The sequence below is a fragment of the Methylobacterium sp. CM6246 genome (assembly GCF_054818005.1).
The window spans coordinates 3,812,670-3,837,500 of record NZ_JBTXKY010000001.1; the positions used below are offsets into that span (position 1 = coordinate 3,812,670).

Below are 24,831 nucleotides of genomic sequence, written 5' to 3' on the forward strand. Positions count from 1 at the left end.
GCGGACCGGTCCGACGCCGCAGGCTCGGGCCCGCCTCAGGCGGCCTCCGCGTCCAGCCCCCTCCCCGGCCCCGGAGCCCGGAACCGGGCGAAGCGCAGGGCGAGCTCGGGCAGGATTGCCAGGGTGAGCAGCGTTGCGGTGACGAGGCCGCCCAGGATCACCAGCGCCATCGGGCCCTCGATCTCCCGGCCGGGCTCGCCCGCCCCCAGCGCCAGCGGCAGCAGGCCGAGGCCGGTGACCAGGGAGGTCATCAGGATCGGCACCATCCGGTCGGCGGCGCCCTCCACGGCGGTGGCCCGGTCCCAGGGGCGGCCCGCCTGCACCAGCTGCTCGTAATGGGCGATCATCATCACGCTGTTGCGCAGGCTGATGCCCGACAGGGTGACGAAGCCGACGATCGAGCCCAGGGACAGCACGCCCCCGGTGAGCACGATCGCGGCCACCCCACCGAGACCCGCGAAGGGCAGGGTCACCAGCACCAGCAGCAGGTTGGCCCCCGACCCGGTCACCACGGCGAGCAGCAGCACGATCCCGAATCCGGCGAGCGCGGCATGGGCGAGGAGGTCGGTGCGGGCCTGCGCCTGCGCCTCCGCGGCCCCCGCGAAGGCGACGTAGACGCCCTCCGGCAGGCGCACCGACCGGGCGATCTTGGCGCGCGCCGCCGCCACGAAGCCGGCCACGTCCCGGCCCTCGACGCCCGCCGTCACGGTCTGGACCCGCTGGGCGCCCTGGTGCTGGACCTGGTAGCGGCCGGTGCTCTCGTAGATGTCGGCGACCTGGGACAGCCGGACGTAGCGCCCGCCCGGATTGCGCAGGGGCAGGTCGCCCAGCGCGCTGAGCCGGCCGCGGGACCGGGCGTCGAGGATCACCAGCACGTTGAACACCGCGTTGCCGACATAGGTCTGGCCGACCGTGTCGCCCTGGTAGGCGGTGCGCACCGCCTCCAGCACCTCGATCGCGTCGAGGCCCCAGTGGCGCAAGTCCGCGGGACGCAAGGAGGCGGTCACCTGCGGCAGCCCGGCCGGGGCGGCGAGCTGCACGTCCCGGGCCCCCCGCACCTCGGCGAGTTCGCGCGCCACCGCCCGGGCGGCGGCCTCGATCCGGGGCAGGTCGTCGCCGACGAGGTTGACCACCACGGGCGCGGTGTGGCCCGAGACCGTCTCCTCGATCCGCTCGGTCAGGAAGGTCTTGAGTGAGAAGGCCGCGCCCGGGAAGCCGGCCGTGAGGGCGCGGATCCCGGCTTCCGTGGCCCGCTGGGCCGCGCCGTCGAGGCCGGGCTCGAGGTCGATATGGATCTCGCTGTAATGGGTGCCGGCCGTGTCCTGCCCGGCCTCGGCCCGGCCGATCTGCGCCGCCACGGTCCGGACCCCCGGGATGCCCTTGAGGCCCGCGGTGATCAGGCCGCCCAGCCGCTGGGATTCCTGCAGGGCGGTGCCGGGGGCCGCCGCCATGTGCAGGATCAGGTGGCCCTCCTTCAGGTCGGGCAGGAAGCTGGCGCCGAGGCGGGGCACCAGGGCCAAACCGGCCAGCACCGCGAGCGCGCTCAGGGCGATCGCGGTGCGCGGCACCCGCCCGATCCCGGCGAGCAGCCCCCGGTAGGCCCCCCGGCAGAGGCGCACCACCGGCGGGTCGGCGGCCGCGGTCGCCCCGGGCCCGGCGAGCAGAAGCAGGGCGAGGGCGGGGGTCACCGTCAGCGCCACCAGCAGCGAGGCCAGCACGGCGGCGATGTAGGCGAGCGCCAGGGGGCCGAACAGGCGGCCGGCGACGCCGGTGAGCGCCAGCACCGGCAGGAACATCAGCAGCACCGCCAGGGTCGCGTACGCGACCGCGCCGCGCACCTCCAGGATGGCGTCGAACACCACCCGGGCCGCGCCGGCTTCCCAGCCCTCTGCCCGGCCCTTCGCCCGGCTCTCGCGCAGGCGCCGGGCGACGTTCTCGACGCCGATCACCGCGTCGTCCACCACCTCGCCGATGGCGAGCGCCAGCCCGCCGAGCGTCATGGTGTTGAGGCTCTCGCCCCAGGCCTGGAGGGCGAGCGCCGCGGCGATCAGCGAGAGTGGGATCGCGGCCGCGCTGATCAGGGCCGTGCGCCAGTCCGCCAGGAAGACCAGCAGGACGACGACCACCAGGGCGCCGCCCAGCAGCAGGGCCTGGAGGACGTTGCCGTTGGCGACGTCGACGAAGTTCGCCGGCCGGAACAGGTCCGCATGCAGGCCGATTCCGGCCCGGGCCAGAGCCGGCCGCAGCTCCGCCAGGGCCGCCTCGAGGCGGCCGGTGACCGTCCTGGTGTCGACGCCGACCTGGGCGCCGACCATCAGCAGCACGCCGGGCTTGCCGTCGACCAGGGCGGCGCCGATCGCCGGCTCGGGGGCCGCCAGGACGGTGGCGACGTCGGCCAGGACCACGCTCGCCCCGCCCTCGTTGACCAGCACGGTGCGCCCCAGCGCCTCCGGGGTGAGCGACTGCCCCTCGGTGCGCAGGACCACCCGCTGGCTGGGCGTGTCCACGAAGCCGGCGCCCCGCACCCCCGTGGCCTTTCGGGCGGCCGCCAGCACGTCGTTGAGCCCGACCCGGTAGCGGATCAGGTCGTCGGGGCGGACCTGCACCTGGAGCGAACGCACGGCGCCGCCATAGACCGAGACCTGCGCGATGCCCGGCACCGCCTGGAGGCGCAGCCGCACCGTCCAGTCGGCGAGCGTGCGCAGGTCCATGGCGCTGCGGCTGTCCGAGGTCAGCCCGATCAGCAGCACCGTCGAGGTGGAGGAGGTCAGCGCCGTCATGGCGGGCGCCATGACGCCCTGGGGCAGCCGGCCGGCCAGGGCCGCCAGCCGTTCGTTGACCCGCTGGCGCACCCGGTCGACGTCGCTGCCGGCCCGGAACGCGGCGCTGATCACCGACAGGCCCTGGATCGAGGAGGAGCGCAGGGTCTCCAGCCCGGGCAGGCCGCCCACCGCCCCCTCGATCGCCTGGGTGACCAGGACCTCGACCTGCTCCGGATCGAGGCCGGGCGCCTCGGTCTGGATCGTCACGGTGGGCGGCGCGAATTCCGGGAACACGTCGTAGCGGGCGCTGCGCAGGGCGTAGAGCCCGAACGCCAGGAGCGCGCAGGCCAGGGCCAGCACCACGCGCGGGCGCCGCACCGAGAACCCGACCAGCCCGGCCTGGGGGCCGCCCGTGAGACGCTCAATCATCGTCGTCGCCGGAGACCCGGATCTGGCCCTTCATCTCCTCGGAGAGCAGCGCCTGGCCGCCCCTGAGCACGATCTCGCTGCCGTCCGGCAGGTCCTCGACCACGAAGGAATCGGCCGAGAGCGGCGCGTCGGCCCGGACCGGGTGGCGGACGAATCCGCCCTGTGGCACGCCCCGGTAGACCCAGGTTCCCCCCTCCCCGTGCACCACCGCGTCCTCCGGGACCAGCACCCCGGTGGCCGAGCGGGCGGCGGGCAGGAACGCCATCGTGCTCATGCCCGGCAAGAGGCCGCCCTCCCCGGAGACGAGGTAGAAGAAGCTCTGGCCCTGGATCCGCGGATCGGTGCGGGTCGCCGGGGAGACCAGGCGCAGGGGCACCCGGACGCTCTGCGGCGGCACCTCCGCGAAGGCCGAGTCCGGGGCCGGGTTCAGGGCCTCGCCCGGCGGCAGGGTCACCTGCATCAGGAAGTCGGCGCGCTCGATCAGGCGGGTGACCAGCGGCGCCCGCTCGACGATGCCCCGGCCGAGCACCGGCCCCCATTCCTGCTGGGCGGTGGCCGCCAGGGTGCGCAGCTGCGATTCGGCGGCCGTGACGGCGGCCCGGTCGGTCAGCACGGTGGCCTCGACGGTCTCGATCTGGGCGGCCGCCATGGTGGCGGGGCCGAGGCTGCGGGCCCGCCGCGCGGCGCTGGCCGAGACCTCGGCCCGGGCCCGGGCGGTCTGGAGCGCGGCCATCGCGCCGGCATACGCGTTGGTCAGCTCCGTCACCCGGGCGAGGTCGAGGACGCTGCCATAGGCGGTGAGCTCCTGGCGGTGGGGTTTGGCCGGCAGGATGGCGGTCTCCAGCCCGATCCGGGCGCGCTCCTCCGGGGTGAGCCGCACGATCGTGCGCCCGTCCTCCACGGCGACCCGCGCAGCCTCAGCCTTCGGCTCCGGCGCGGCGGCGGGCGCGTCCGGCAGGATGCTCCTGGAGAGTTCGGCCAGCGGAGCGAGCGCGCGCAGGCCCCGGGCGCGCAGGTCCGGCCCGGCGAGGGCGAGGGCGGCAAGGATACCGGCCAGGGCACCGGCAAGGACGAGGATTCCCGCCAGGGCCAGCCCTGCCGGCAGCACGCGCCGCCGTCGCATCCCGCCCCCTCCCGCAAACGCCGCTCTGGGGGTGCCCCGGCGGTGATTGCCACTTTTGCCCGGTTTCTTCGTCCGAATCTACCTGAACTTCAGGGCTGCCGCCGGGGCGGGCGGTTCAGGCCGTCAGGGGCACTTCGAGCCGGAAGCAGGCGCCCTGCCCCGTCTGCGGCACCGTGAGCGTGCCGCCGAGCTGCCGGGTCAGGCTGCCGACCACCCGCATGCCGAGGCTCTTCGAGCTGCGCCCGATCTCGAAATCCGCCGGCAGGCCGACCCCGTCGTCGGCGACCTCGACCACGAGGGCGTCGAGCGCGCGCTCGGTGCGGACCCGGATCGCGCCGCCCTTCGGATGGGTCTGGGGCGGGTAGGCGTATTTCAGCGCGTTGGTGACGAGCTCGTTGACCAGGAGCCCGATCGGGATCGCCCGGTCGGCCGAGATCCGCTGCTGCGCCGCCGTGCAGGTGAGGGTCTGGCCCGGGGCGCCGCTGTCGAGGTTGGCCACCAGCTTCTCCAGGAAAGGCGCGAGGTCGAGCTCGCCGGGCACGCCCTCCCCGTCCCCGTCCCCGATCTTGTCGCCGGTCCTGTCTCCTTGCCGCCAGAGCTGGTCGTGGACGCCCGCGATGGCCTCGACGCGGCTGCGCGCGTCCGACAGGGCCGCGTGCACGGCGGGCTCGGCCTCGGCGGCGCGGGCCTGGAGGGCGAGCAGGCTCGCCACGATGGCGAGGCTGTTCTTGACCCGGTGGCTCATCTCGCGGGCGAGCAGGTCCTGCCGGGCGAGCGCGGCGCGCAGCAGGCTCTCGGTGCGCTGGCGCTCGATCGCGCCGCCGAGCAGGTTGGCGAAGCCCTGCATGAAGGCGATGTCGGATTCCTCGAACATGCCCTCGCGGGTGTCGTCTACCTCCAGCACCCCGAAGGCCCCGTCCCGGTTCTCGATCAGCACGTTGATCGCCCGGCGGATGCCGTGGTCGGCCATCAGCTGGGGCGTGCGGAACCGGGTCTCCTCGGCGAGGTGGTTCGAGATCACCGGCCGGCCGGTCTTGAGGGCGAAGCCCGCCGGGGAGGCGAGGTCGGCCCCGACCCGGGCCTGCCCGATCACGTCCGGCCCCCAGCCGACGCCGGCGCGCACCAGGAGCGCGTCCTCGCCGCGGCGGTATTCCAGCGCCTTGCAGAACTCCGCGCCCATCCCCTGGGCGCACAGGTCCGCGGCCCGCTGCAGCAGGTGGTCGACATCGGTGCCGCGCAGGGCCTCGACCCCGAACTCGGACAGGATCACCTGCTGGCGCAGGCGGTAGCCGAGATCGGGGGGCGTGAGGCCGGGCGCGGCAGGATCCGCCTGCGCGTCGGGGCTGAGTTCCACTTCGGTCTGGTCGCCTGTCGTCGTCATGAGGGCGGCAGAGTAGCAGGAAGCGTGTCCCGGGGCTAAGCCGGCTTGTCGGTCCGGCCACGCTCCGCCGGTGGCGCCGTCGTCGCACCCGATCGTCGCACCCGATCGTCGCACCCTTGCTCGCCCCCGGACCCCGCCGGCGCCGGGCGGCGTTCCATCAGTCCCACCCGTCTCGAAGGATGGCACGATGGCCGACGATGTGAACGGACTCTCCGACAAGGCGCTCTCGATCTTCGCCTTCGCGGCCTATCACCGCCTGGTCAGCGGCGAGCGGGTCACCTCGGTCATCCGCAAGGACGGCGCCGGCCACGAGGCCGACCCGGCGGGCGTGAGGGAGCTGGAGGAGCGCGGCCTCGTCACCGTCGGCGAGACCGACATCGACCTCGGCGACACCGCCCAGGCGACCGTGGAAGCGATGGTCGCGGCTTTGCGCGGGGCAGTCGGGCGCTGAGGCCGCGCCTCGGCCTCGGATCGCTCGGCTGCGGCATCCCGGCCGTGGAAGCCCGGGAACGCCCCCGCCCCCGGCGGCCTTCTCCCGCACCAGACGATGGAGCGCGCGGATGAGCAAGGCGGACGTGAAGGCCGGGGACGACGTGACCTACAAATGGGGCAAGGGCACCGTCGAAGGCGAGGTGACCAAGGTCCACACCAAGGACGTCGAGAAGACGATCAAGGGCAACACGGTCAAGCGCGAGGCCTCGAAGGACGAGCCCGCCGTGGAGATCGAGACCACCAAGGGCAAGACGGTTCTGAAGTCCGTCTCCGAGGTTAAGGTCAAGTAAGCCGATCCGCGCAGCACCCCGCGGTGTGAGATGGCGCACATGATCCCCGCTCCGGGCCTCGCCGGTGGCGGGGTCCCGGCTATCTGTAACGGTTCCAGCCTTTGCCAGCCGGGACCCAGCATGAATATTCCCCTCCGGCTTACCCTGAACGGGCAAGCCCGCGAGATCGCCCTCGACGATCCGCGCGTCACTCTCCTCGACCTCCTGCGCGAGCGGCTCGGCCTGACCGGCGCCAAGAAGGGCTGCGACCGCGGCCAGTGCGGCGCCTGCACGGTGCTGGTGGACGGGCGGCGGATCAATGCCTGCCTCACCCTCGCCGCGAGCCTCGACGGCGCCGAGATCCTGACCATCGAGGGTCTGGCCGAGGGCGACCGGCTGCACCCGGTCCAGGCCGCCTTCATCGCGCATGACGGGTTCCAGTGCGGCTTCTGCACCCCGGGCCAGATCATGAGCGCGGTCGGGCTGATCCGCGAGGGCCAGGCCGGCATCGATCCCGAGCGCATCCGCGAGGGCATGAGCGGCAACCTCTGCCGCTGCGGCGCCTATGCCGGCATCCTCGACGCGGTGCAGGAGGCGTCGCGCCTCACCGGACAGGTCGAGCATCGGGAGGACGCGGCGTGAGGATCTTCGACTACATCCGCCCTGCGAGCCTGCCGGAGGCCGTCGCGGCCGGGCAGGTTCCCGACACCGCCTATCTCGCCGCCGGCACCAACCTGGTCGACCTGATGAAGGGCGGCGTCACCGCCCCCGCCCGGATCGTCGACATCACCCGGCTGCCAGGCCTCTCCAGCATCGAGCGTCTGAATGACGGCGGCACCCGTATCGGGGCGCTCGTGCGCAACAGCGACCTCGCCTACGACGCGATGGTCGAGAAGACCTACCCGATGGTGGCCGAGGCCCTACTGGCCGGCGCCTCGGCACAGCTGCGCAACGCCGCCACGGTGGGCGGCAACCTCATGCAGCGCACCCGCTGCCCGTTCTTCACCGACGCGGTCTCCAACTGCAACAAGCGCGAGCCCGGCTCCGGCTGCGCCGCGCTGGGGCACGCCACCCGGATCCACGCCGTCCAGGGCTGGAGCGAGCAGTGCATCGCCACCAACCCGTCCGATTTCTGCGTGCCGCTCGCTGCCCTCGATGCGGTCGTCGAGATCGCCGGGCCGGACGGCGCCCGGGAGGTGCCGCTGACCGCGTTCCACACTCTCCCCGGCGACCATCCGGAGCACGAGACGGCGCTCCGCCCGGCCGAGCTGATCACCGCCGTGCGGCTGCCGCCCGAGGCGGCGGCGTTCCAGGGTCACGCCCGCTACCTCAAGGTCCGCGACCGCACCTCCTACGCGTTCGCGGTGGTCTCGGCCGCCGCCGCCCTCACGCTCGACGGCGAAAAGATCGGCCAGGCCCGGCTCGCCTTCGGCGGGCTGGCGCTCAAGCCCTGGCGGGTGGAGGCGGCCGAGGCGGCGCTCGCCGGCCAGGCGCCCTCCCCCGAGGCCTACGCCAGGGCCGCCGCCCTGGCCCTCGACGGCGCCAAGCCCACCGGCGAGGCCAACGCCTTCAAGATCGAACTCGCCCGCCGCGTCGCGGTGCGGGCGCTGACCCTCGCGGCCGCCGGGACGCCTGCCCGGATCCCGGCGCTCCCCGCCTCCCCGTTCGGCATCGTCTGAGGACAGACCGCATGACCGCGACCGCAACACCCCAGAACTCCGCCGCCGGCACCCGCCACGGCTCCAGCATCGGCCAGCCGCTGACCCGGCGGGACGGGCCCCTCAAGGTGACCGGCCAGGCCCGGTTCTCCGCCGACAACCTGCCCCCCGGCACGCTGCACGCGGCGCTCTGCGTCGCCCGGATCGCCAAGGGCCGGGTCACCGGCCTGAACCGGGCGGCCGCCGAGGCCCATCCGGGCGTCGTCGCGGTGATGACCCCGGAGAACGCCCCACACCTCGCCCAGGACCCGGACGCCAAGGCCGGACCGTTCATCTTCCGCCTCGACCTGCTGCAGAACGACCGGGTCCGCTACGCCAACCAGCCGATCGCCGTGGTGATCGCCGAGACCCTCGAGGCCGCCACCGAGGGCGCGCGGTTGCTGGCGCCGACCTACGCGACCGAGACGCCGCGCATCGGCCTCGATTCCGGCGACGTGTTCACCCCGGATTCGGTGGGCGTCGGCGCGCCTCCGTCTGAGAGCGACGGCGACGTCGAGGCGGGCCTGGCATCCGCCTCGCGCACCATCGCGGCCACCTACGAGACCCCGGCCCAGTACCACAACGCCATGGAGCCGCACGCGGCCCTGGCCCAGTGGGACGGCGATCGGCTGACCCTGCACATGCCGACCCAGGGGCTGGCGATCTCGCAGGGACGGCTCGCCGGGCTGTTCGGGATCAAGCCCGACGACATCCACATCGAGAGTCCCTATCTCGGCGGCGGCTTCGGCTCGAAGGGCGTGCCTTCGGGGCCGCAGGTGCTGGCCTGCATGGCGGCCCGGATGGTCGGGCGGCCGGTCAAGCTCGTGCCGACCCGCTCCCAGATGTACGGCCCGATGGGCCATCGCGGCCCGACCCGGCAGACGCTCCGGCTCGGCACCGACGCGGCCGGCAAGCTCACGGCGCTCGACCACCACATCCTGACCGCCTCCTCGAGCTTCGACGACTTCTTCGAGCCGGCCGGCCGGGCGACCAGCACCCTCTACGCCAGCCCGGCCATCGCGATCCGGCACGAGGCGGTACGGCTCGATACCGGCACGCCCCTGTTCATGCGCGCCCCCGGCGAGGCCACCGGCAGCGTCGCCCTCGAGAGCGCGCTCGACGAGATGGCCCACGAACTCGGCATGGACCCGCTGGAGTTCCGGCTCGCCAACTACGCCGAGGTCGAGCCGATCACCGGCAAGCCGTTCTCGTCCAAGGCCCTGCGTGCGTGTTACCAGCGCGGCGCCGAGGCGTTCGGCTGGGCCGGACGCCCGCTCCAGCCCCGCCAGACCCGGGACAAGGACGGCTTCCTGGTCGGCATCGGCATGGGCACCGCCACCTTCCCGGCCCTGATCTTCGAGGGCATGGCCCGGGCCGAGATCCGCGCCGACGGCACCGGCACGGTGGAACTCGGGGCGATCGACATGGGCCAGGGCGCCTGGACCGCGCTCGCCCAGATCGCCGCCGACGGGCTCGGGATCGGCATGGAGGCCCTCACCTTCCGGATGGGGTCTTCCGACCTCCCGAATGCCGGCATTGCGGGCGGCTCCGGCCACACCGCCACCGCCGGCAACGCGATCCACGCCGCATCCCAGGACGTGATCGCCCAGCTGGCCAAGCTCGCCACCGACGACCCTGCCTCCCCGCTCTACGGCGCCGGCAATGCCGGGGTCACCGCGGCGGGCGGGCGCCTGACCCGGCAGGACGACCCGAGCCGGAGCGAATCCTTCGCCGACATCCTGAAGCGGGCCGGGCGGGCCAGCATCGAGGGCCAGGGCAAGGCCGGGGCCGACCCGGCCGCGCAGAAATCCTACGCGATGCACGCCCACGGCGCGGTCTTCGCCGAGGTGCGGGTCGATCCCGATCTCGGCCAGATCCGGGTCAGCCGGCTGGTCGGCGCCTTCGCGGCCGGCCGGGTGATCAACCCGCGGCTGGTCCAAAGCCAGTATTACGGCGGGATGATCTGGGGCCTGTCCTTCGCCCTGCACGAGCGGGCCGAGATGGACCCGCGTACCGGCCGCTTCCTCAACGACAACCTAGCCGAGTACCACCTGCCGGTGAACGCCGACATCCCGGCCATGGAGGCGATCCTGGTCCACGAGGACGATGCGATCGTGAACGCGCTCGGCGTGAAGGGCGTCGGCGAGATCGGCATCACCGGCACCGTCGGCGCCATCGCCAACGCGGTCTGGCACGCCACCGGCGTGCGGGTGCGCGAGATGCCGATCACCCTGGACAAGCTCCTGGGCTGATCCGTCCGGGCCGGACGGTGTGTTCCGTCCGGCTCTCGCGCTTCCGCCGGCTCGAACGATGAGAACCCTGCCCGATCGGGCGGGGTTTTTTGGTGTTTGACGGGCCGCTCCCCGACTGAGGGACCGCACAGGTTGGAGGCGCCACCTCTCCCGGGGCCTGCCAATTCACGCATCGGGTTCCCGGTGATGCGCACCTCGGAAACCCCGCTCGCGGCGGTGGGCGTCGCTCTCGACGCCATCGCCGCCGTGGTGATCGGCGGCACGCTGCTCACCCGCGGAGAGGGCGGCATCCCGGGCACGTTCCTGGGCGTGATGATCGGCGGCCTGGTTCAGACCGTCATCACCTTCGACGACACACTGTCGAGCTGGTTGACCAAGATCGCCATCGGCCTGCTGCTCATCGTCTTCATCGCCCAGCGGCAGGGCTCGGTGGCCCTGGCTGGGCGCCCCGGCCGGGCCCGCCCGCCCCCGCCCGGAACGGCAGCAGGCCGGCCGGCGGAGGCCCGTCCCTGACAGGACCGGATCTTTTTGGCAAAGCCGGGGACCACCTTTCGGGACGATGCTCTATGATCTTCCCCGCACGGCCGCCCCTCGAGCCGCGCGACGGAGGACAGAACCGGCATGCCCCTCACCAGCGATCTCCGCGGCGTCGTGCCGATCGCCCCGACGCCGTTCCACCCGGATGGCCGGATCGACGCGGTCTCCCTCGACCGGATGATCGACTTCTTCGGCGGTGCGGGTGTCGACGGCCTGACGATCCTGGGCCAGCTTGGCGAGGCCGGCAAGCTCGACCATGGCGAAGGGCTCGCCGTCGCGAGACAGGTCCTCGGGCGCACCCGCCTTCCGGTGATCGTCGGCGTGACGGCGCCGGGCTTCGCGGCCATGCGGGCACTCGCTCGCGAGGTGATGGAGATGGGCGCGGCCGGCGTGATGATCGCACCGCCGAATACCCTGCGCACCGACGACCAAGTGGTCGGCTATTACCGCAACGCCGTCGAGGCGATCGGCTCGGACGTCCCCTTCGTGCTTCAAGACTATCCCCTCACCTTCTCGGTGCAGATGACGCCCGGCGTGATCCGCCGGATCGTGTCCGAGAGCCCCTCCTGCGTGATGCTCAAGCACGAGGACTGGCCGGGGCTGGAAAAGATCTCGACCCTGCGGGGCTTCGAGGCGGACGGCTCGATGCGCCACATCGCGATCCTGGTCGGCAATGGCGGCCTGTTCCTGGATTTCGAGACCGAGCGCGGCGCCGACGGCGCCAACACGGGCTACGCCTTCCCGGAGATGCTGGTCGACGTGGTCCGCCTCGGCCGGGCGGGGGAGCGCGACGCCGCCCACGACCTGTTCGACGCCCACCTGCCCTACCTGCGCTACGAGCAGCAGCAGGGCCCGCTCGGGCTCGCGGTGCGCAAATACGTGTTCCAGCGCCGGGGGATCTTCTCGTCCGACGCCCAGCGCAAGCCGTCCCAGGCGCTCACCCCGCAGGCCAAGGCCGAGGTCGAGTACCTGCTGGCCCGCCTCGCCCGCACGGATCCGCGGGCGAAGCTTATGGAGTCCCAAGGTCTGTGATCGGTCAGGGCTCCGCCCTGGCGACCCGCCAGAGCGCGGAGCCCTTTGGAAACCCCGTTCGGGCGCTCAGTCGAGCCGGTAGGCGATGACCTAGTCGCCCGGCGTGGTGCCGAGGGAGCCGTGGCCGCCGGCGGCGATCACGACGTATTGCCGGCCGTTGCCCCGGTAGGTCATCGGGGTCGCCTGCCCGCCCGCCGGCAGCGTCATGGACCAGAGGGTCTCTCCTTTCTGCATGTCGTAGCCGCGGATCAGGTCGTCCAGGGCGGCGCCCGCGATGGCGACCCCGCCGGCCGTGGTCAGGGTGCCGCCATGGGCCAGCATGCCCATCTCGAACCGGATCGGGAACGTGATGCCGGCGATCTTCTGGCCAGCCGCGGTACCGCTGCGGTGCCTCCACGCGGTGGTGCCGTCCGCGAGGTTCACCCCGACCCGCACGCCCCAGGGCGGCGCGTTGCAGGGCACGCCGAGCGCCGAGCGCATGTGGGCGATCGACACTGCGTAGGAGCCGCCGAGCTTCTCGTTGCCGGGCTTCGAGTCCGGGTCGGTGGAGAACGGGCGCTTGTTCGGCTCGGCCTCCGGGCGCCGATGCAGCTGGTTGGTTTCAGGCTGTGCGGATCGACGGGCCGGGGGCGGCCCTCACGTCCGAGCCCTCACGTCCCAGTCTTCACGTCTCAGTCTTGCCCTCCGGCCGCAGGGCGACCGGGTCGCCGTCGCGCAGCGACGCCGGCGGCCCGACCACGACCCGCTCGCCGCCGGTCAGGCCGGTGCGCAGCTCCAGCACCGTCCCGGTCTGACGGAAGATCGTCACCGGGCGCATCCGCACCACATGACCACTCTCTGCGCCGGCCTCCACCACCGCCACCCGGGTGCCGTCCTGATCGAAGATCAGGGCGTCGTTCGGGACCGACACCGCCGGGGACACCCGGGGGATCGCCAGGGTGAGGGTGATGTAGAGGCCGGCCTGCAGGACCCGGTCCGGGTTGGGGATGTCGACCTGCGTCACCAGGGTGCGCGAGGCGTGGAGCAGGGTCGTGGACGAGCGCGAGACCCGGCCGGGGAAGACCTGTCCGGGGCGCTGCGCCACCTCGGCCTTGGCCTCCAGGCCGTCGCGGATTCCGTCGGCCGCGTACAGCGGCACGTTCACCGCCATGCGCAGCACGTCGTCCCGGGCCAGCGTCAGCAGCGGCGCGCCCGTGTTGGTGTCCGCCGTGACCGCGTCGCCGACATCGGTGTTGCGGGTGGTCACGACCCCGTCGAAGGGCGCGCGGATCTGCTCGAAGCCGGTCAGGACCTTGAGCCGGGCGACCTGGGCCTCCTGGGCGGCGATGTTGGCCTCCGCGACCTTCACGGCCGCCTTGACCGCGTCGACGTTGGCGCCCTGCGCCAGCACCCCGGCCTGCGCAGTGTCGGCGTTCTGCCGGGTCTCGGTGCCGCTGCCGGCCAGCGTCGAGGTCCGCCGGTTGGTCACGTCCGCGAGGTGGCGGTTGGCCTCGGCCTGGTCGACCATGGCGCGCGCCTGGATCAGCGCCGCCTGCAATTGCAGCACCTGCGATTGCGCCTGGACGAGCTGCTGGTCGAGGTCGGGCGCGCTGATCCGGAACAGCAGGTCGCCCTTCTTCACGTGCGAGCCGATATCGACCTTGCGCTCGACGATGTAGCCGGTCGCCCGCGGATAGAGGCTCGCCGTGTCGAAGGCCTGGGTGGTGCCGGTCTGGGTCAGGCTGAGCGTGTCGGAGGCCTGCCGGGCCATGGCCACCCGCACGGTCTGGAGCTTCTTGGCCGCCTGCGGCGGGCTCGATGCCCGGGACGGGTCCGGCCAGTGGCGGTAGCCCAGGAGCCCGACGGCCGCCAGCGCCAGCAGGCCGACCCACAGGCGGCCGCGCCGCGCGGGGCCGCCGGCCGCATCCGGCGCAGCTGATGCGCGCGCGGCTGAACTGTCCCGGTCCGCCATCTGGTCCTCGGGTCGCGCCGAACGTCCGCCTGGCAGGGGCGATCCGGCCTGCGGCCGGCGTCCGCCAACCGGGACACGTTCAAGAGTGTATTCAAGTCATAGACCAGGCCCGGGGTCCGGGCGAGATGCCGCAGCGCACGATCCTGTGCTGGATCCTCCGATGCCGCGGCCGGTTACCCTCGCGACGGGGCTGGATTCCGACCCCTGCTCCCAGACGCGCCGCCGCCGGACCGGTCCCCCTCTTCGGCGGCGCGCTCCAACAGGCCGACACGCGATGACCGAGATCTCCCGGCGCTCCATGATTGCCGCCGCGGGCGGTGCAATGATGGCGTCCCCCGCCCTGGCGCAGCCCGCCGCCGCGCCCCTCGCCGCCCCTCCGCCGCAGCGGGGCACCAAGGGCGCCGACATCCTGGGCCCGTCCAACGGGCCCCGCGCCGCCGAGGAGCCGTTCACCCAGGCGCCGCCGGCCACCGACCACGGCACGATGCCGAACCTGAAATGGTCGTTCACCGACAGCCACATGCGGCTGGAGGAAGGCGGCTGGGCGCGCCAGACCACTGTGCGCGAACTGCCGGTCTCCAAGGCCATGGCCGGGGTCAACATGCGGCTCAAGGCCGGCGTGGTCCGCGAGATGCACTGGCACAAGGAAGCCGAGTGGTCCTACATGATCAAGGGCAAGGCCCGGATCACCGCGATCGACCAGGACGGGCGCACCTTCGCGGACGATGTCGGCGAGGGCGACCTCTGGTACTTCCCGGGCGGCATCCCGCACTCGATCCAGGGGCTCGCGGCCGACGGGGTCGACGGCTGCGAGTTCCTGCTGGTGTTCGACGACGGCGGCTTCTCGGAGGATTCGACCTTCCTGCTGACCGACTGGCTGGCCCACACCCCCAAGGACATCCTGGCCAAGAATCTCGGGGTGCCCGAGAGCGCACTGGCCAAAATCCCCGACAAGGAGCTCTACATCTTCCCCGGGCCGACCCCCGGCCCGCTCGCGGCCGACCTGATGGGGGGGGCCGGCCAGATCCCAAAGAAGTTCAGCCACCGGATGCTGGCGCAGGAGCCGATCCGCACCAAGAGCGGGCGCGTGCGCATCACCGATTCCACGGTGTTCCCGGCCTCGGTGACGATCGCGGCGGCGCTGGTCGAGGTCGAGCCCGGGGGCCTGCGCGAGCTGCACTGGCACCCCAACAGCGACGAGTGGCAATACTACCTCTCGGGCAAGGGCCGGATGACGGTGTTCGGCTCGGAATCGAAGGCCCGCACCTTCGACTACCAGGCCGGCGACGTCGGCTACGTGCCCTTCGCCATGGGCCATTACATCGAGAATACCGGCGACACGACGCTGACCTTCCTGGAGATGTTCAAGAGCCCGCGCTACGCCGACATCTCGCTGAACCAGTGGCTCGCGCTGACCCCGCATCCCCTGGTGCAGGCCCATACCGGGCTGGATCCCAAGCAGCTCGACGCCCTGCCGCAGACCAAGACGCCGGTCGTGCCGGGTTGACGTTGCCGGAGCGCTCGCTGACGAAGTGGAGGCCGGTTCGGCGTCCGCGAGCGCGTCACCATAACGCTTGGAACTTGATCGAGCCTCGATGCGTCGATGGAATGGACAGTATTCAAGCCTGATCACGGAGAAACCGATGCGCGCCCTCGCCCGCGCGTTCCTCGCCCTGGCACTCGCCCTCCCGGCGGGCGCCGCCTGGGCGCAGGTCCAGCCGAACGACCCGAACGCGGCCAATTCCTCGTTCGCCCTGCAGAGCCAGATCCGCACCCTCAACCAGCAGCGGGTTTCCGACTACAACACGTTGAACCAGCAGTTCCAGCGCAACGTCCAGTACCAGCCCCACGGGCCGTATTACGGGGTCTACGGCGGGCGCCGGGTCGGCCGGCATGGGATCGCGCGGGCGCCCCGGGGCGGGGTCAACACCAGCGTGTGCATCGGCTGCTGACCGTCCCGGGTCCGGGCATAGCGGGGACAGCCCGAAAAAAACCTTTTCCCGTCCGCACGCTTGGCCCAGAAGCAGGGCCCATGGTGGCGCGCGCATGAACATTCTGCTGATCGGCTCGGGGGGACGCGAGCACGCGCTGGCCTGGCGCTTGGCCAAGAGCCCGCTCTGTACCCGCCTGTTCACGGCCCCGGGCAATCCCGGCACCGCCCGCCACGGCACCAACCTGCCCGACCTCAAGGTCACCGACCACGCCGCGGTGGCGGCCTTCTGCGCCGCCGAGTCGATCGGCCTCGTGGTGGTCGGGCCCGAGGCGCCGCTGGTCGCCGGTCTGGTCGACGACCTGAAGATCGCGGGGATTCGCACCTTCGGGCCGACCCGCGACGCGGCGCGGCTCGAGGGCTCCAAGGGCTTCACCAAGGACCTCTGCGCCGCCTGCGGGATCCCGACCGCCGCCTTCGCGCGCTTCACCGCCCTGGAGCCGGCGCTCGCCTATGTCCGCCGGGAGGGCGTCCCGATCGTCGTGAAGGCCGACGGCCTCGCGGCCGGCAAGGGCGTCACCGTCGCCGAGACGCTGGACCAGGCCGAGGACGCGCTGGCGTCGCTGTTCGAGGATCCCGGCGCCGAGGTGGTGGTCGAGGAATGCCTGTTCGGCGAGGAGGCGAGCTTCTTCGCGCTGTGCGACGGCACCCGGGCGATCCCGCTCGGCACCGCGCAGGACCACAAGCGCGTGTTCGACGGCGACCGCGGCCCCAACACCGGCGGCATGGGCGCCTATTCCCCGGCCCGGGTCGTGACCCCGGAGATCGAGGCCCGGGTCATGGCCGAGATCATCCTGCCGACGTTGGCCGGCATGCGGGCGCGCGGCTGCCCGTTCACGGGCATTCTCTACGCCGGCCTGATGCTCACCGCGGACGGCCCCAAGCTGATCGAGTACAACACCCGCTTCGGCGATCCCGAGGCGCAGGTGCTGATGCCGCGCCTCGCCTCCGACCTCGTGCCGGCTTTGCTCTCGGCCAGCGAGGGCGACCTCTCCGGGGTCACGCTGGAATTCGACGCCCACCGGGCCGCGCTCACCGTGGTGATGGCGGCCGCCGGGTATCCGGGGGCCGTGGTGCGGGGCTCGGTGATCCGGGGCGTCGACGGGGCCGAGGGCGACGGCGTCTTCGTGTTCCAGGCCGGCACCCGCGACGAGGGCGGCCAGCTGCTCGCCGACGGTGGCCGGGTGCTGGCGGTCACGGCCGTCGGCGACAGCGTCACCGACGCCCAGGACCGCGCCTACGCGGCGGTGGCCCGGATCGACTGGCCGGAAGGGTTCTGCCGCCGCGACATCGGCTTCCGGGAAGTGGCCCGGGAAGCCGCGGACCGGGGCTGAAATCCCGGTACCTCGGGGGCTCCGCCTCCGAAGCGCCGCCGAAGGGCCCGCCCTTGGGAACCCGTTACTCGCCGATCGCGGCGCCGGCCGGCCTCCGGTTGTCGTTGGCGCCGTAGAGCAAGCCTGGGCGCATGCGCTCGGTGCGGGTCGCGTCGTTGCCCGAGGAGGCCGCGTCGGTGGGCTCCGGCACGGCGGCGCGGACCGCGATCAGCTCCTGCGCGCCCCAGGGTCTCTGCTCGACGATCGTGTGGCCCATGCCCCGTAGGATGCCTTGCGTGTCCGCCGAGAGCGCGAACGGCTCGGCATAGACCGTGTCGGGCAGCCATTGGTGATGGATGCGCGGGGCGTCCACCGCCTCCTGCGGCTCCATGCCGAAATCGAGCACGTTGATCAGCGTCTGGGCGTTGATCGTGATGATCCGGGAGCCCCCGGGCGAGCCCGCCACCAGGGCGACCTTGCCGTCCCGCAGCACGATGGTCGGCGCCATCGACGAGAGCGGGCGCTTGCCGGGCTCGATCGCGTTCCGGGCGCCCTGGACCAGGCCGAACAGGTTCGGCACCCCGGGCTTGACCGTGAAGTCGTCCATCTCGTCGTTGAGGAAGAACCCGGTCTCCCCGGCCATCACCCCGGCGCCGAAATAGCCGTTGATCGTGTAGGTCAGCGAGACCGCGTTGCCGGCCTTGTCCATCACCGAGATGTGGGTGGTCTCGGGCTTCTCCTGCGGGAGGCTTTCGGGGGCCGGGCGGATCTCGGCGGACGGGGTCGCACGGTCCGGCCGGATCGTGGCCCGGAGTTTGTCCGCGTAGGTCCGCGACAGCAGCTGCGCCACCGGGTTGGGCCCGAAATCCGGGTCGCCCAGCAGGACGTTGCGGTCGGCATAGGCGCGCCGCATCGCCTCGACCATCAGGTGCACGGTCCGGGCGGAATTGAAGCCGGCCGCCCGCAGGTCGTAGCCGTCGAGGACGTTCAGGACCTCGCACAGCGTCGTGCCGCCGGACGAGGGCGGGGGCGCCGACAGGATGGTGGCGCCCCGGTAGCGGCAGGTCAGCGGCTCGGATTCGGTCACCGTGTAGGCGGCGAAGTCCGAAGCCGTCAGCAGGCCGCCCCCGGCCCGGGACGCCGCCTCGACCTGGCGGGGGATCTCGCCCGTGTAGAACGCGTCCGAGCCGCCCTCGGCGATGGCCTGGAGGGTGCGGGCGAGGCCGGCCTGGACCATCCGGTCGCCGGGCCGCCAGGACGTGCCGTCCGGGCGCAGGAAGACGCGGGCGACGTTGGCCTGCCCGGCAAACAGCTTCGCGCCGAAATCCAGGATGTCGGTGTCGCCCCGGGTGAGCACGAAGCCGTCCCGGGCCAGCGCCACCGCCGGGGCCATCACCTTGGCCAGCGACAGGGTGCCGTATTCCGCGAGCGCAGTGTTCAGGCCGAGCACGGTGCCGGGCACGCCCGCCGCCTTCCAGCCGCGCAGGCTCGCGCCCTTCACGACGCTGCCGTGGGTGTCGAGATACATGTCGCGGCTGGCCGCCGCGGGCGCCTTCTCGCGGAAATTGATGAAGCGGCTCTGTCCGTCGGCCCGGTGCAGGACCAGGAAGCCGCCGCCGCCGATATTGCCGCAGCACGGGTTCACCACCGCCTCGGCATAGGCCACGGCCACCGCGGCATCGACGGCGTTGCCGCCGGCCTTCAGGATGTCGGCGCCGACCTGAGAGGCCAGGCGCTGGGACGACACCACCATGCCGTTCTCGGCCTCCACGGCCGGTCCCGAGGCGGCCCGCGCCCCGGGGCCTCCGAGGACGACGAGAAGCCCGAGGAGCAGCGCGCGTGCCGGTGCGATCATCCAGGCTCTCTTCGATGCGGGTCCGGCGCTGCCATATAGGGGGCTGGGCGCGGGAGTCGCGGCTCCCAAGCCGAACCTCATCCTGAGGTGGTGCAGCGTAGCGGAACCGTCCAGTGAGCCGCGCGCGTCCTGGAGGGCTCCTTCGAGGCCCGGCGACCATCGATCGCCGGGCGCCTTGGGATGCGGGAGGCCGATGGGTGAGGCGGTTCGGCCGCTGCCGGGCTCAGCCGTTGCGGAACGTGTAGCTGTAGCCGTTCAGCGCCGGCGCGCCGCCGAGATGGGCGTAGAGGATCTTCGCGCCCTTCGGGAAGAAGCCCTTCTTCACGAGGTCGACCATGCCCTGCATGGATTTGCCCTCGTAGACCGGGTCGGTGATCATCCCCTCGAGCCGGGCCGAGAGGCGGATCGCCTCGACGGTCTCCTGCGAGGGCACGCCGTAGACCGGGTAGGCGTAATCCTCGTTGAGCACCACGTCGTCGGCGACGATGTCGCCCGCGCCGATCAGGGCGGCGGTGTTCTGGGCGATGTCGAGCACCTGGGCCTTGGTCTGGGCCGGGGTGCAGGAGGCGTCGATGCCGATGACGTTGCGGGCGCGCCCGTCGGCCGCGAAGCCCACCACCATGCCGGCATGGGTCGAGCCGGTCACCGTGCAGACCACCACGTAGTCGAAGCGCAGGCCCATCTCGGCCTCCTGGGCCCGAACCTCCTCGGCGAAGCCGACATAGCCGAGCCCGCCGTACTTGTGCACCGAGGCGCCGGCCGGGATCGCGTAGGGCTTGCCGCCCTCGGCCTCGACCTCGGCGAGCGCGCGCTTCCAGCTGTCGCGGATGCCGATGTCGAAGCCGTCATCCACGAGCTGCGTCTGGGCGCCCATGATCCGCGACAGGAGGATGTTGCCGACGCGGTCGTAGACGGCATCCTCGTGGGGCACCCAGGCCTCCTGGATCAGCCGGCACTTCATGCCGATCTTGGCGGCCACCGCCGCGACCATGCGGGTGTGGTTCGACTGGACGCCGCCGATCGAGACCAGGGTATCGGCCCCGCTCTTGATCGCGTCCGGCACGATGTATTCGAGCTTGCGCAGCTTGTTGCCGCCGTAGGCCAGGCCCGAATTGCAATCCTCACGCTTGGCGTAGATCTCGACCGCATCCCCCAGATGGGCCGAGAGCCGCTTGAGCGGCTCGATCGGCGTCGGGCCGAAGGTCAGGGGGTAGCGCTCGAACTGTTGCAGCATCGGGACTCTCCGGGTCTTCCGGCCGCCGGGATCGTTGTCCACCCGGCGCGGCCGCCTTCGGGGTACGGCGGAAAACTAACCCGGATCGCCTGAAAGGTGCTCTCGATCTCGGGCCGCCGATAGCCACGCGCTTGCATCGATTGCCGCAACGGATGAGAAATCATCCGAAATGCAGCCAAAAGATGAAAGAAATCGCCATGTCCGCAGGGCTCGATCGGATCGACCTCAAAATCCTGCGCCTGCTGCAGGCGGACGGGCGCATGGCCAATGCCGAGATCGCCGAGCGCTCCGGCACCAGCGCGGCGACCTGCCATCGCCGGATCCAGCGCCTGTTCACGGACGGATTCGTGCGGGCGGTCCGGGCGCTGGTCGATCCGGCCCGGGTCGGCCGCGGCACCCTGGTCTTCGTCGGCGTCGTGCTCGACCGCTCGACCCCCGAGAGCTTCTCCGAGTTCGAGGCCGCGGTACGGGCGATCCCGGTGCTGCTCGACTGTCACCTCGTGGCCGGCGATTTCGACTACATCCTGAAGATCCGCGTCTCCGACATGGCCGACTTCAACCGGCTCCACAGCGCCACGCTGATCGGCCTGCCCGGGGTGCGCCAGACCCGCACCTTCTTCGTGATGAAGGAGGTCATCGACAACGCGCCGCTGGACCTCTGACGCGGACCCGGTTTCAGGCGGTGTCGATGGCCGCCGGGCATATCACGATGGACGATGCGCGCCCCTTTCCCGGACAGGCGAGCGAAGCGGAACCGGGTCCGGGATCCCGCACGCAGAGCGCGGCGCAGCGGCACAGGATGGCATCGCGGCGGCGCAGGCGGACGCTTCGCTGCGTCTTGTGCGGGATCGCGAGGCGCATTCCGCTGACGCTCCACGCACCCGGGCAAGGGACGGCGCGCAGGCCATGTCCCGCGCAGGTCCGCCCTATTCCTCCCCGCGTCGTGCCTGGCGCAGGGCCTCCCAGCGGGCGAGGCGCTCGGCCAAGCGGGTCTCGTAGCCGCGCTCGGTGGGTGCATAGAGGTGCTGGCGGCCGAGCGCGTCGGGCCAGTAATCCTGGCCCGAGAAGGCGTCGGGCTCATCGTGGTCGTAGCGGTAGCCCTCGCCGTAGCCGATGCGCTTCATCAGCTTGGTCGGCGCGTTGAGGATGGTGCGGGGCGGCGCCAGGGAGCCGGCCTCCTTGGCGAGCCGCGTCGCAGCCTTGTAGGCGGTATAGACCGCGTTCGATTTCGGCGCGCAGGCCAGGTAGATCGCGGCCTGCGCCAGGGCCAGCTCGCCCTCGGGGCTGCCGAGGAAGTCGAACGCGTCCTTGGCGGCGTTGGCCACGACCAAGGCCTGCGGGTCGGCGAGCCCGATATCCTCCACCGCCATGCGCACGAGCCGGCGGGCGATGAACAGCCGGTCCTCGCCGGCATCGAGCATCCGGCACAGATAGTAGAGCGCCGCGTCCGGATCGGAGCCGCGCACGGTCTTATGCAGGGCCGAGATCAGGTTGTAATGGCCCTCCTGGGCCTTGTCGTAGATCGGCGCCCGCCGCTGCACGATGTCTTGCAACGCGTCCGCGTCGAGGGTCTCCCCCGGGCTGGCCGAGCGCCAGACTTCTTCCGCCAGGGTCAGCGCCGCGCGGCCGTCGCCGTCGGCCATCCGGACCAGCACGCCGCGGGCCTCCTCGGTGAGCGGCAGGGCCTGGCCGGTCAGGGCCTCGGCCCGGACCAGCAGCCGTGCGATGGCGCCCGGGTCGAGCGCCCGGAACAGCAGCACCCGGGCGCGGGACAGGAGCGCGGCGTTCAGCTCGAACGACGGGTTCTCCGTGGTGGCGCCGACCAGCGTGACCGTGCCGTCCTCCATCACCGGCAGGAAGGCGTCGAGCTGCGCCCGGTTGAACCGGTGGATCTCGTCGACGAACAGCAGGGTCGCCTGCCCGGTCGCCCGGCGCTTGCGCGCGGCCTCGAACACCTTGCGCAGGTCGGGCACGCCCGAGAAGATCGCCGAGATCTGCTCGAAATGCAGGTCGGTGCCCTGGGCCAGCAGCCGTGCCACCGTGGTCTTGCCGGTGCCGGGCGGTCCCCAGAAGATCAGCGATCCGAGGCTGCGTCCCCGCAGCAGGCGGGTGAGCGCCCCGCCCTCCCCGGTCAGGTGCTCCTGGCCGACCACCTCCGCGAGACTCTGCGGGCGCAGCCGGTCCGCGAGCGGGCGGCTGGCCTCCGCGACGGGGGCGTGGCCGGAATCCGGGGCCGCTGGGGGTTCGGCGGAGGCGAACAGGTCGGACATCCGCGCATCAACACCGGGCGCGGGCGGGGGCGCAACCCGGGAGCCGGGCCTTGCCCACGGCCATCGGCCGGATGCGCGCCGTCCGGCTCAGCCCCCGAACACCGAGGTCATGATCTCGCCGTTGCGGTTGATCACCACCTCCCAGGAATTGAGGGTGTTGCGGGTGACCCGGTCCAGGTCCTTGGTGGTCGCCACCGGCACGCCGTTGACCGCCACGATGATGTCGCCCTTCTGCAGCCCGAGCCGGCTGGCGATGGAGGTCTCGTCCACCGCCTGCACGGCCACGCCCTCGGCCGGGAAGTCGACCTGCAGCTCCTCGGCCACCGCCGGCGAGGTGTTGACCAGGCTCGCGCCCTGGAACGGCGAGCGGGTCTTCACCTTGAGCACGTCGCGGGGGCGCGTCTCCGGGGCGGGGGCGAGCTTGACCGCGACCGTCTGGCGGGCCGTGCCGCGCAGGATCCCGAAGCGGGTCTGGCCCTGGACACCCTTGAGGGCGAAGCGATAGCCGAACGCCTCCGGGTCGGCGACCTCCTGGCCGTCGATGGTCAGGATCAGGTCGCCGCGCTTCAGGCCGGCCTCGTCCGCGGGGCTCTTGGGCTGCAGGCTCGCCACCAGGACGCCGGTCGGATGGTCGAGGCCCATGCTGTCGGCGATGTCGGGGGTCACGCTCTGGATGCGCGCGCCGAGCCAGGGCCGGCGCACCACGCTCGCGCCGTCGCGGGCCGCGTCGACCACCGCCTTGACCATGCCCACCGGGATCGCGAAGCCGATGCCGTGGCTGCCGCCGGATTGCGAGTAGATCGCCGTGTTGATGCCGACCAGCTGGCCGCGCAGGTCGACCAGGGCGCCGCCCGAATTGCCCGGATTGATCGCGGCGTCGGTCTGGATGAAGTACTGGTAGTCCGCCGAGCCGACCTGGGTCCGCGCCAGCGCCGACACGATGCCCTGCGTCACGGTCTGGCCGACCCCGAACGGGTTGCCGATCGCCATCACGAAGTCGCCGACCTCCAGGGCGTCGGCATCGCCGAACGGCATCGGCACCAGGCCCTTCGGGGCTTCCTTGAGCTTGAGCACCGCCAGATCGGTGCGGGTGTCGCGCATCACGATCGTCGCCTCGAACTCCCGGCGGTCGGAGAGCGCGATGCGGACCTCGTTCATGTTGTCGATGACGTGGTTGTTGGTGATCACGAGGCCGTCGGCATCGACCAGCACGCCGGAGCCGAGCGACCGCTGGGCCCGGTCGCCCCGGGGGCCGCGGCCGCCCTCCGGCTCGCCGAAGAAGCGGCGCATGAACTCGTCCATGGCGCTGGCGCGCGCGGTGGAACGCTTCTCGACATGGGAGGCGTAGACGTTGACCACCGAGGGTGCGGCCCGCTTCACCACCGGGGCGAAGGACAGCTGGACGTCGCTCCGGCTGAGGGGCACCACCTTGGCCGTCCCCTCCTTGGAGGCGGCAGGAGCCTCCGTGCGGGCCATCTGCGCCCCGGCGGGGCCGGCGGCCAGCAGGGTTGCGACGAGGGCGGGCAGGACGGGGCGGATCAGCATGCAGGGCTCCGGCGGCAGGTCGGGCGCGCCGTCCGGATCGGCGGCGGCGCACCGTGCGGCCTTACGCTATCGGAGCCGATTGCGGCAGGCCCGCGACGCCGTCGCCGGAAGAGCCGGGCGGCCCCGGCCGTCAGGGCCGTTCAGGCGTCTTCCTTGCGGCGCACGGTGCGCTTCTTCGGCTGTTCGGGGGCCTGCGCGACCGGCTCGGGCTGGGATGGCGGCGCGGCGGATTTCCGGCGCTGCTGGCCGAGGCCGAGCGAGCGGGCGAGCTGCGAGCGCTGCGCGGAATAGCTCTGGGCGGTCATCGGGTAATCGGCATCGAGGCCCCACTTGGCGCGATAGGCTTCCGGGGTCAGGCCGCGCAGGGTGAGATGGCGGCGCAGGGTCTTGTAGGGCTTCCCGTCCTCGAACGAGATCAGGAAGTCGGGCGTCACCGAACGCCGGATCTCCTGCGTGGTCGCCTTGGTGGGGGCCGCGACGGCCGCGCCGCCGGTGTGGACGCCCTGGATCGCGCCGTGGATGTCGCTGAGCAGTTTCGGCAGATCCGCGCTCTGCACGTGGTTGTTGCTCACATAGGCCGAGACGATCTCGGATGCGAGCGTAACGAAGCGGCTCCTGTCGCCATCGCGTTGAGTCATATCGTGTACGCCGCCTTCTTGTGATGTCCAAACTGGCCAGAACGCAAGAACAGCGTCGCGA

The 24,831-nt window shown here is 72.2% G+C and carries 20 protein-coding genes and 2 pseudogenes; 11 read left to right on the top strand and 11 right to left on the bottom strand.

All coding sequences use genetic code 11. From position 1 onward, the window contains the following. Positions 1–35 precede the first annotated feature (35 nt). From ACYQPG_RS18560 to ACYQPG_RS18570, 3 genes are all read right to left on the bottom strand, one after another. Entirely contained in the window at positions 36–3,191 is a 3,156-nt protein-coding gene (locus ACYQPG_RS18560) for an efflux RND transporter permease subunit (RefSeq protein ID WP_187278608.1), read from the bottom strand. Then, entirely contained in the window at positions 3,184–4,314 is a 1,131-nt protein-coding gene (locus ACYQPG_RS18565) for an efflux RND transporter periplasmic adaptor subunit (RefSeq protein WP_147909120.1), read from the bottom strand. Before ACYQPG_RS18565 ends, ACYQPG_RS18560 begins: the two co-directional genes overlap by 8 nt. Before the next feature lie 115 nt (positions 4,315–4,429). Further along, positions 4,430–5,695 (bottom strand): sensor histidine kinase, encoded by a 1,266-nt coding sequence (locus ACYQPG_RS18570; RefSeq protein WP_187278607.1) that lies wholly within the window; start codon positions 5,693–5,695, stop codon positions 4,430–4,432. Positions 5,696–5,882: 187 nt separating this feature from the next. Between ACYQPG_RS18570 and ACYQPG_RS18575 the strand changes: the two genes are divergently transcribed. From ACYQPG_RS18575 to ACYQPG_RS18605, 7 genes and pseudogenes are all read left to right on the top strand, one after another. Beyond that, positions 5,883–6,146, top strand: a complete 264-nt coding sequence (locus ACYQPG_RS18575; protein WP_147909119.1) for a hypothetical protein — start codon at positions 5,883–5,885, stop codon at positions 6,144–6,146. A 109-nt stretch (positions 6,147–6,255) separates the two neighbouring features. Further along, complete coding sequence (locus ACYQPG_RS18580; RefSeq protein ID WP_147941338.1) at positions 6,256–6,477, top strand: hypervirulence associated TUDOR domain-containing protein; 222 nt, start codon at positions 6,256–6,258, stop codon at positions 6,475–6,477. Positions 6,478–6,597: 120 nt separating this feature from the next. Next, positions 6,598–7,098, top strand: a complete 501-nt coding sequence (locus ACYQPG_RS18585; RefSeq protein ID WP_461231453.1) for a (2Fe-2S)-binding protein — start codon at positions 6,598–6,600, stop codon at positions 7,096–7,098. Beyond that, positions 7,095–8,135, top strand: a complete 1,041-nt coding sequence (locus ACYQPG_RS18590) for an FAD binding domain-containing protein (protein ID WP_147941336.1) — start codon at positions 7,095–7,097, stop codon at positions 8,133–8,135. Before ACYQPG_RS18585 ends, ACYQPG_RS18590 begins: the two co-directional genes overlap by 4 nt. Before the next feature lie 11 nt (positions 8,136–8,146). Next, positions 8,147–10,405, top strand: coding sequence for a xanthine dehydrogenase family protein molybdopterin-binding subunit (locus ACYQPG_RS18595; RefSeq protein ID WP_147941335.1), 2,259 nt, complete (start codon positions 8,147–8,149; stop codon positions 10,403–10,405). 207 nt (positions 10,406–10,612) lie between these two features. Further along, positions 10,613–10,918, top strand: a pseudogene (locus ACYQPG_RS18600) (sugar ABC transporter permease YjfF); the annotation flags it as partial. 108 nt (positions 10,919–11,026) lie between these two features. Continuing rightward, a complete protein-coding gene (locus ACYQPG_RS18605) occupies positions 11,027–11,974 on the top strand; it encodes a dihydrodipicolinate synthase family protein (RefSeq protein WP_419828428.1) in 948 nt (315 codons plus the stop codon). A gap of 90 nt (positions 11,975–12,064) precedes the next feature. On the opposite strand, the pseudogene ACYQPG_RS18610 reads toward ACYQPG_RS18605, so the two are convergent. Next, positions 12,065–12,568: pseudogene (locus ACYQPG_RS18610) on the bottom strand (membrane-bound PQQ-dependent dehydrogenase, glucose/quinate/shikimate family); the annotation flags it as partial. Positions 12,569–12,638: 70 nt separating this feature from the next. Further along, complete coding sequence (locus ACYQPG_RS18615) at positions 12,639–13,925, bottom strand: efflux RND transporter periplasmic adaptor subunit (protein WP_147941926.1); 1,287 nt, start codon at positions 13,923–13,925, stop codon at positions 12,639–12,641. Positions 13,926–14,199: 274 nt separating this feature from the next. On the opposite strand from ACYQPG_RS18615, the gene ACYQPG_RS18620 reads away from it, so the two are divergent. The 3 genes from ACYQPG_RS18620 to purD all read left to right on the top strand — a co-directional run bounded on the left by ACYQPG_RS18620 (position 14,200) and on the right by purD (position 17,249). After that, positions 14,200–15,432 (top strand): oxalate decarboxylase family bicupin, encoded by a 1,233-nt coding sequence (locus ACYQPG_RS18620; RefSeq protein ID WP_419828427.1) that lies wholly within the window; start codon positions 14,200–14,202, stop codon positions 15,430–15,432. A gap of 136 nt (positions 15,433–15,568) precedes the next feature. Beyond that, positions 15,569–15,877, top strand: coding sequence for a hypothetical protein (locus ACYQPG_RS18625; RefSeq protein WP_147909108.1), 309 nt, complete (start codon positions 15,569–15,571; stop codon positions 15,875–15,877). A gap of 94 nt (positions 15,878–15,971) precedes the next feature. Beyond that, positions 15,972–17,249, top strand: a complete 1,278-nt coding sequence (purD, locus tag ACYQPG_RS18630; RefSeq protein WP_147941452.1) for a phosphoribosylamine--glycine ligase — start codon at positions 15,972–15,974, stop codon at positions 17,247–17,249. A gap of 64 nt (positions 17,250–17,313) precedes the next feature. Here the strand turns inward: purD and ggt are convergent, their stop codons facing one another. Together ggt and ACYQPG_RS18640 are read right to left on the bottom strand one after the other, a co-directional pair. After that, the gene (ggt, locus tag ACYQPG_RS18635; RefSeq protein ID WP_419828426.1) at positions 17,314–19,083 is read right to left on the bottom strand and encodes a gamma-glutamyltransferase; all 1,770 of its coding nucleotides are present in this window, start codon (positions 19,081–19,083) and stop codon (positions 17,314–17,316) included. A 223-nt stretch (positions 19,084–19,306) separates the two neighbouring features. After that, on the bottom strand, positions 19,307–20,317 hold the full coding sequence (locus tag ACYQPG_RS18640; protein ID WP_147941450.1) for a 1-aminocyclopropane-1-carboxylate deaminase: 1,011 nt from the start codon (positions 20,315–20,317) through the stop codon (positions 19,307–19,309). 197 nt (positions 20,318–20,514) lie between these two features. On the opposite strand from ACYQPG_RS18640, the gene ACYQPG_RS18645 reads away from it, so the two are divergent. Beyond that, positions 20,515–20,979, top strand: coding sequence for an Lrp/AsnC family transcriptional regulator (locus ACYQPG_RS18645; RefSeq protein ID WP_147941449.1), 465 nt, complete (start codon positions 20,515–20,517; stop codon positions 20,977–20,979). 13 nt (positions 20,980–20,992) lie between these two features. Here ACYQPG_RS18645 and ACYQPG_RS18650 read toward each other — a convergent pair whose 3' ends face one another. The 4 genes from ACYQPG_RS18650 to ACYQPG_RS18665 all read right to left on the bottom strand — a co-directional run bounded on the left by ACYQPG_RS18650 (position 20,993) and on the right by ACYQPG_RS18665 (position 24,770). Beyond that, the gene (locus tag ACYQPG_RS18650) at positions 20,993–21,178 is read right to left on the bottom strand and encodes a hypothetical protein (RefSeq protein WP_419828425.1); all 186 of its coding nucleotides are present in this window, start codon (positions 21,176–21,178) and stop codon (positions 20,993–20,995) included. A 65-nt stretch (positions 21,179–21,243) separates the two neighbouring features. After that, positions 21,244–22,587, bottom strand: coding sequence for a replication-associated recombination protein A (locus ACYQPG_RS18655; protein ID WP_147941448.1), 1,344 nt, complete (start codon positions 22,585–22,587; stop codon positions 21,244–21,246). Between the two features lie 87 nt (positions 22,588–22,674). After that, the gene (locus ACYQPG_RS18660) at positions 22,675–24,132 is read right to left on the bottom strand and encodes a Do family serine endopeptidase (RefSeq protein WP_147941447.1); all 1,458 of its coding nucleotides are present in this window, start codon (positions 24,130–24,132) and stop codon (positions 22,675–22,677) included. A gap of 140 nt (positions 24,133–24,272) precedes the next feature. Next, positions 24,273–24,770: a Ros/MucR family transcriptional regulator gene (locus ACYQPG_RS18665; RefSeq protein WP_419828424.1), complete on the bottom strand. Its 498-nt coding sequence runs from the start codon at positions 24,768–24,770 to the stop codon at positions 24,273–24,275. Positions 24,771–24,831 lie beyond the last annotated feature (61 nt).

Bases quoted from the DNA above. Each gene is read 5' to 3' on its own strand.
- ACYQPG_RS18560 (WP_187278608.1), bottom strand. From the start codon at position 3,191: ATGATTGAGCGTCTCACGGGCGGCCCCCAGGCCGGGCTGGTCGGGTTC.
- ACYQPG_RS18565 (WP_147909120.1), bottom strand. From the start codon at position 4,314: ATGCGACGGCGGCGCGTGCTGCCGGCAGGGCTGGCCCTGGCGGGAATC.
- ACYQPG_RS18570 (WP_187278607.1), bottom strand. From the start codon at position 5,695: ATGACGACGACAGGCGACCAGACCGAAGTGGAACTCAGCCCCGACGCG.
- ACYQPG_RS18575 (WP_147909119.1), top strand. From the start codon at position 5,883: ATGGCCGACGATGTGAACGGACTCTCCGACAAGGCGCTCTCGATCTTC.
- ACYQPG_RS18580 (WP_147941338.1), top strand. From the start codon at position 6,256: ATGAGCAAGGCGGACGTGAAGGCCGGGGACGACGTGACCTACAAATGG.
- ACYQPG_RS18585 (WP_461231453.1), top strand. From the start codon at position 6,598: ATGAATATTCCCCTCCGGCTTACCCTGAACGGGCAAGCCCGCGAGATC.
- ACYQPG_RS18595 (WP_147941335.1), top strand. From the start codon at position 8,147: ATGACCGCGACCGCAACACCCCAGAACTCCGCCGCCGGCACCCGCCAC.
- ACYQPG_RS18605 (WP_419828428.1), top strand. From the start codon at position 11,027: ATGCCCCTCACCAGCGATCTCCGCGGCGTCGTGCCGATCGCCCCGACG.
- ACYQPG_RS18615 (WP_147941926.1), bottom strand. From the start codon at position 13,925: ATGGCGGACCGGGACAGTTCAGCCGCGCGCGCATCAGCTGCGCCGGAT.
- ACYQPG_RS18620 (WP_419828427.1), top strand. From the start codon at position 14,200: ATGACCGAGATCTCCCGGCGCTCCATGATTGCCGCCGCGGGCGGTGCA.
- ACYQPG_RS18625 (WP_147909108.1), top strand. From the start codon at position 15,569: ATGCGCGCCCTCGCCCGCGCGTTCCTCGCCCTGGCACTCGCCCTCCCG.
- purD (WP_147941452.1), top strand. From the start codon at position 15,972: ATGAACATTCTGCTGATCGGCTCGGGGGGACGCGAGCACGCGCTGGCC.
- ggt (WP_419828426.1), bottom strand. From the start codon at position 19,083: ATGATCGCACCGGCACGCGCGCTGCTCCTCGGGCTTCTCGTCGTCCTC.
- ACYQPG_RS18640 (WP_147941450.1), bottom strand. From the start codon at position 20,317: ATGCTGCAACAGTTCGAGCGCTACCCCCTGACCTTCGGCCCGACGCCG.
- ACYQPG_RS18645 (WP_147941449.1), top strand. From the start codon at position 20,515: ATGTCCGCAGGGCTCGATCGGATCGACCTCAAAATCCTGCGCCTGCTG.
- ACYQPG_RS18650 (WP_419828425.1), bottom strand. From the start codon at position 21,178: ATGCGCCTCGCGATCCCGCACAAGACGCAGCGAAGCGTCCGCCTGCGC.
- ACYQPG_RS18655 (WP_147941448.1), bottom strand. From the start codon at position 22,587: ATGTCCGACCTGTTCGCCTCCGCCGAACCCCCAGCGGCCCCGGATTCC.
- ACYQPG_RS18660 (WP_147941447.1), bottom strand. From the start codon at position 24,132: ATGCTGATCCGCCCCGTCCTGCCCGCCCTCGTCGCAACCCTGCTGGCC.
- ACYQPG_RS18665 (WP_419828424.1), bottom strand. From the start codon at position 24,770: ATGACTCAACGCGATGGCGACAGGAGCCGCTTCGTTACGCTCGCATCC.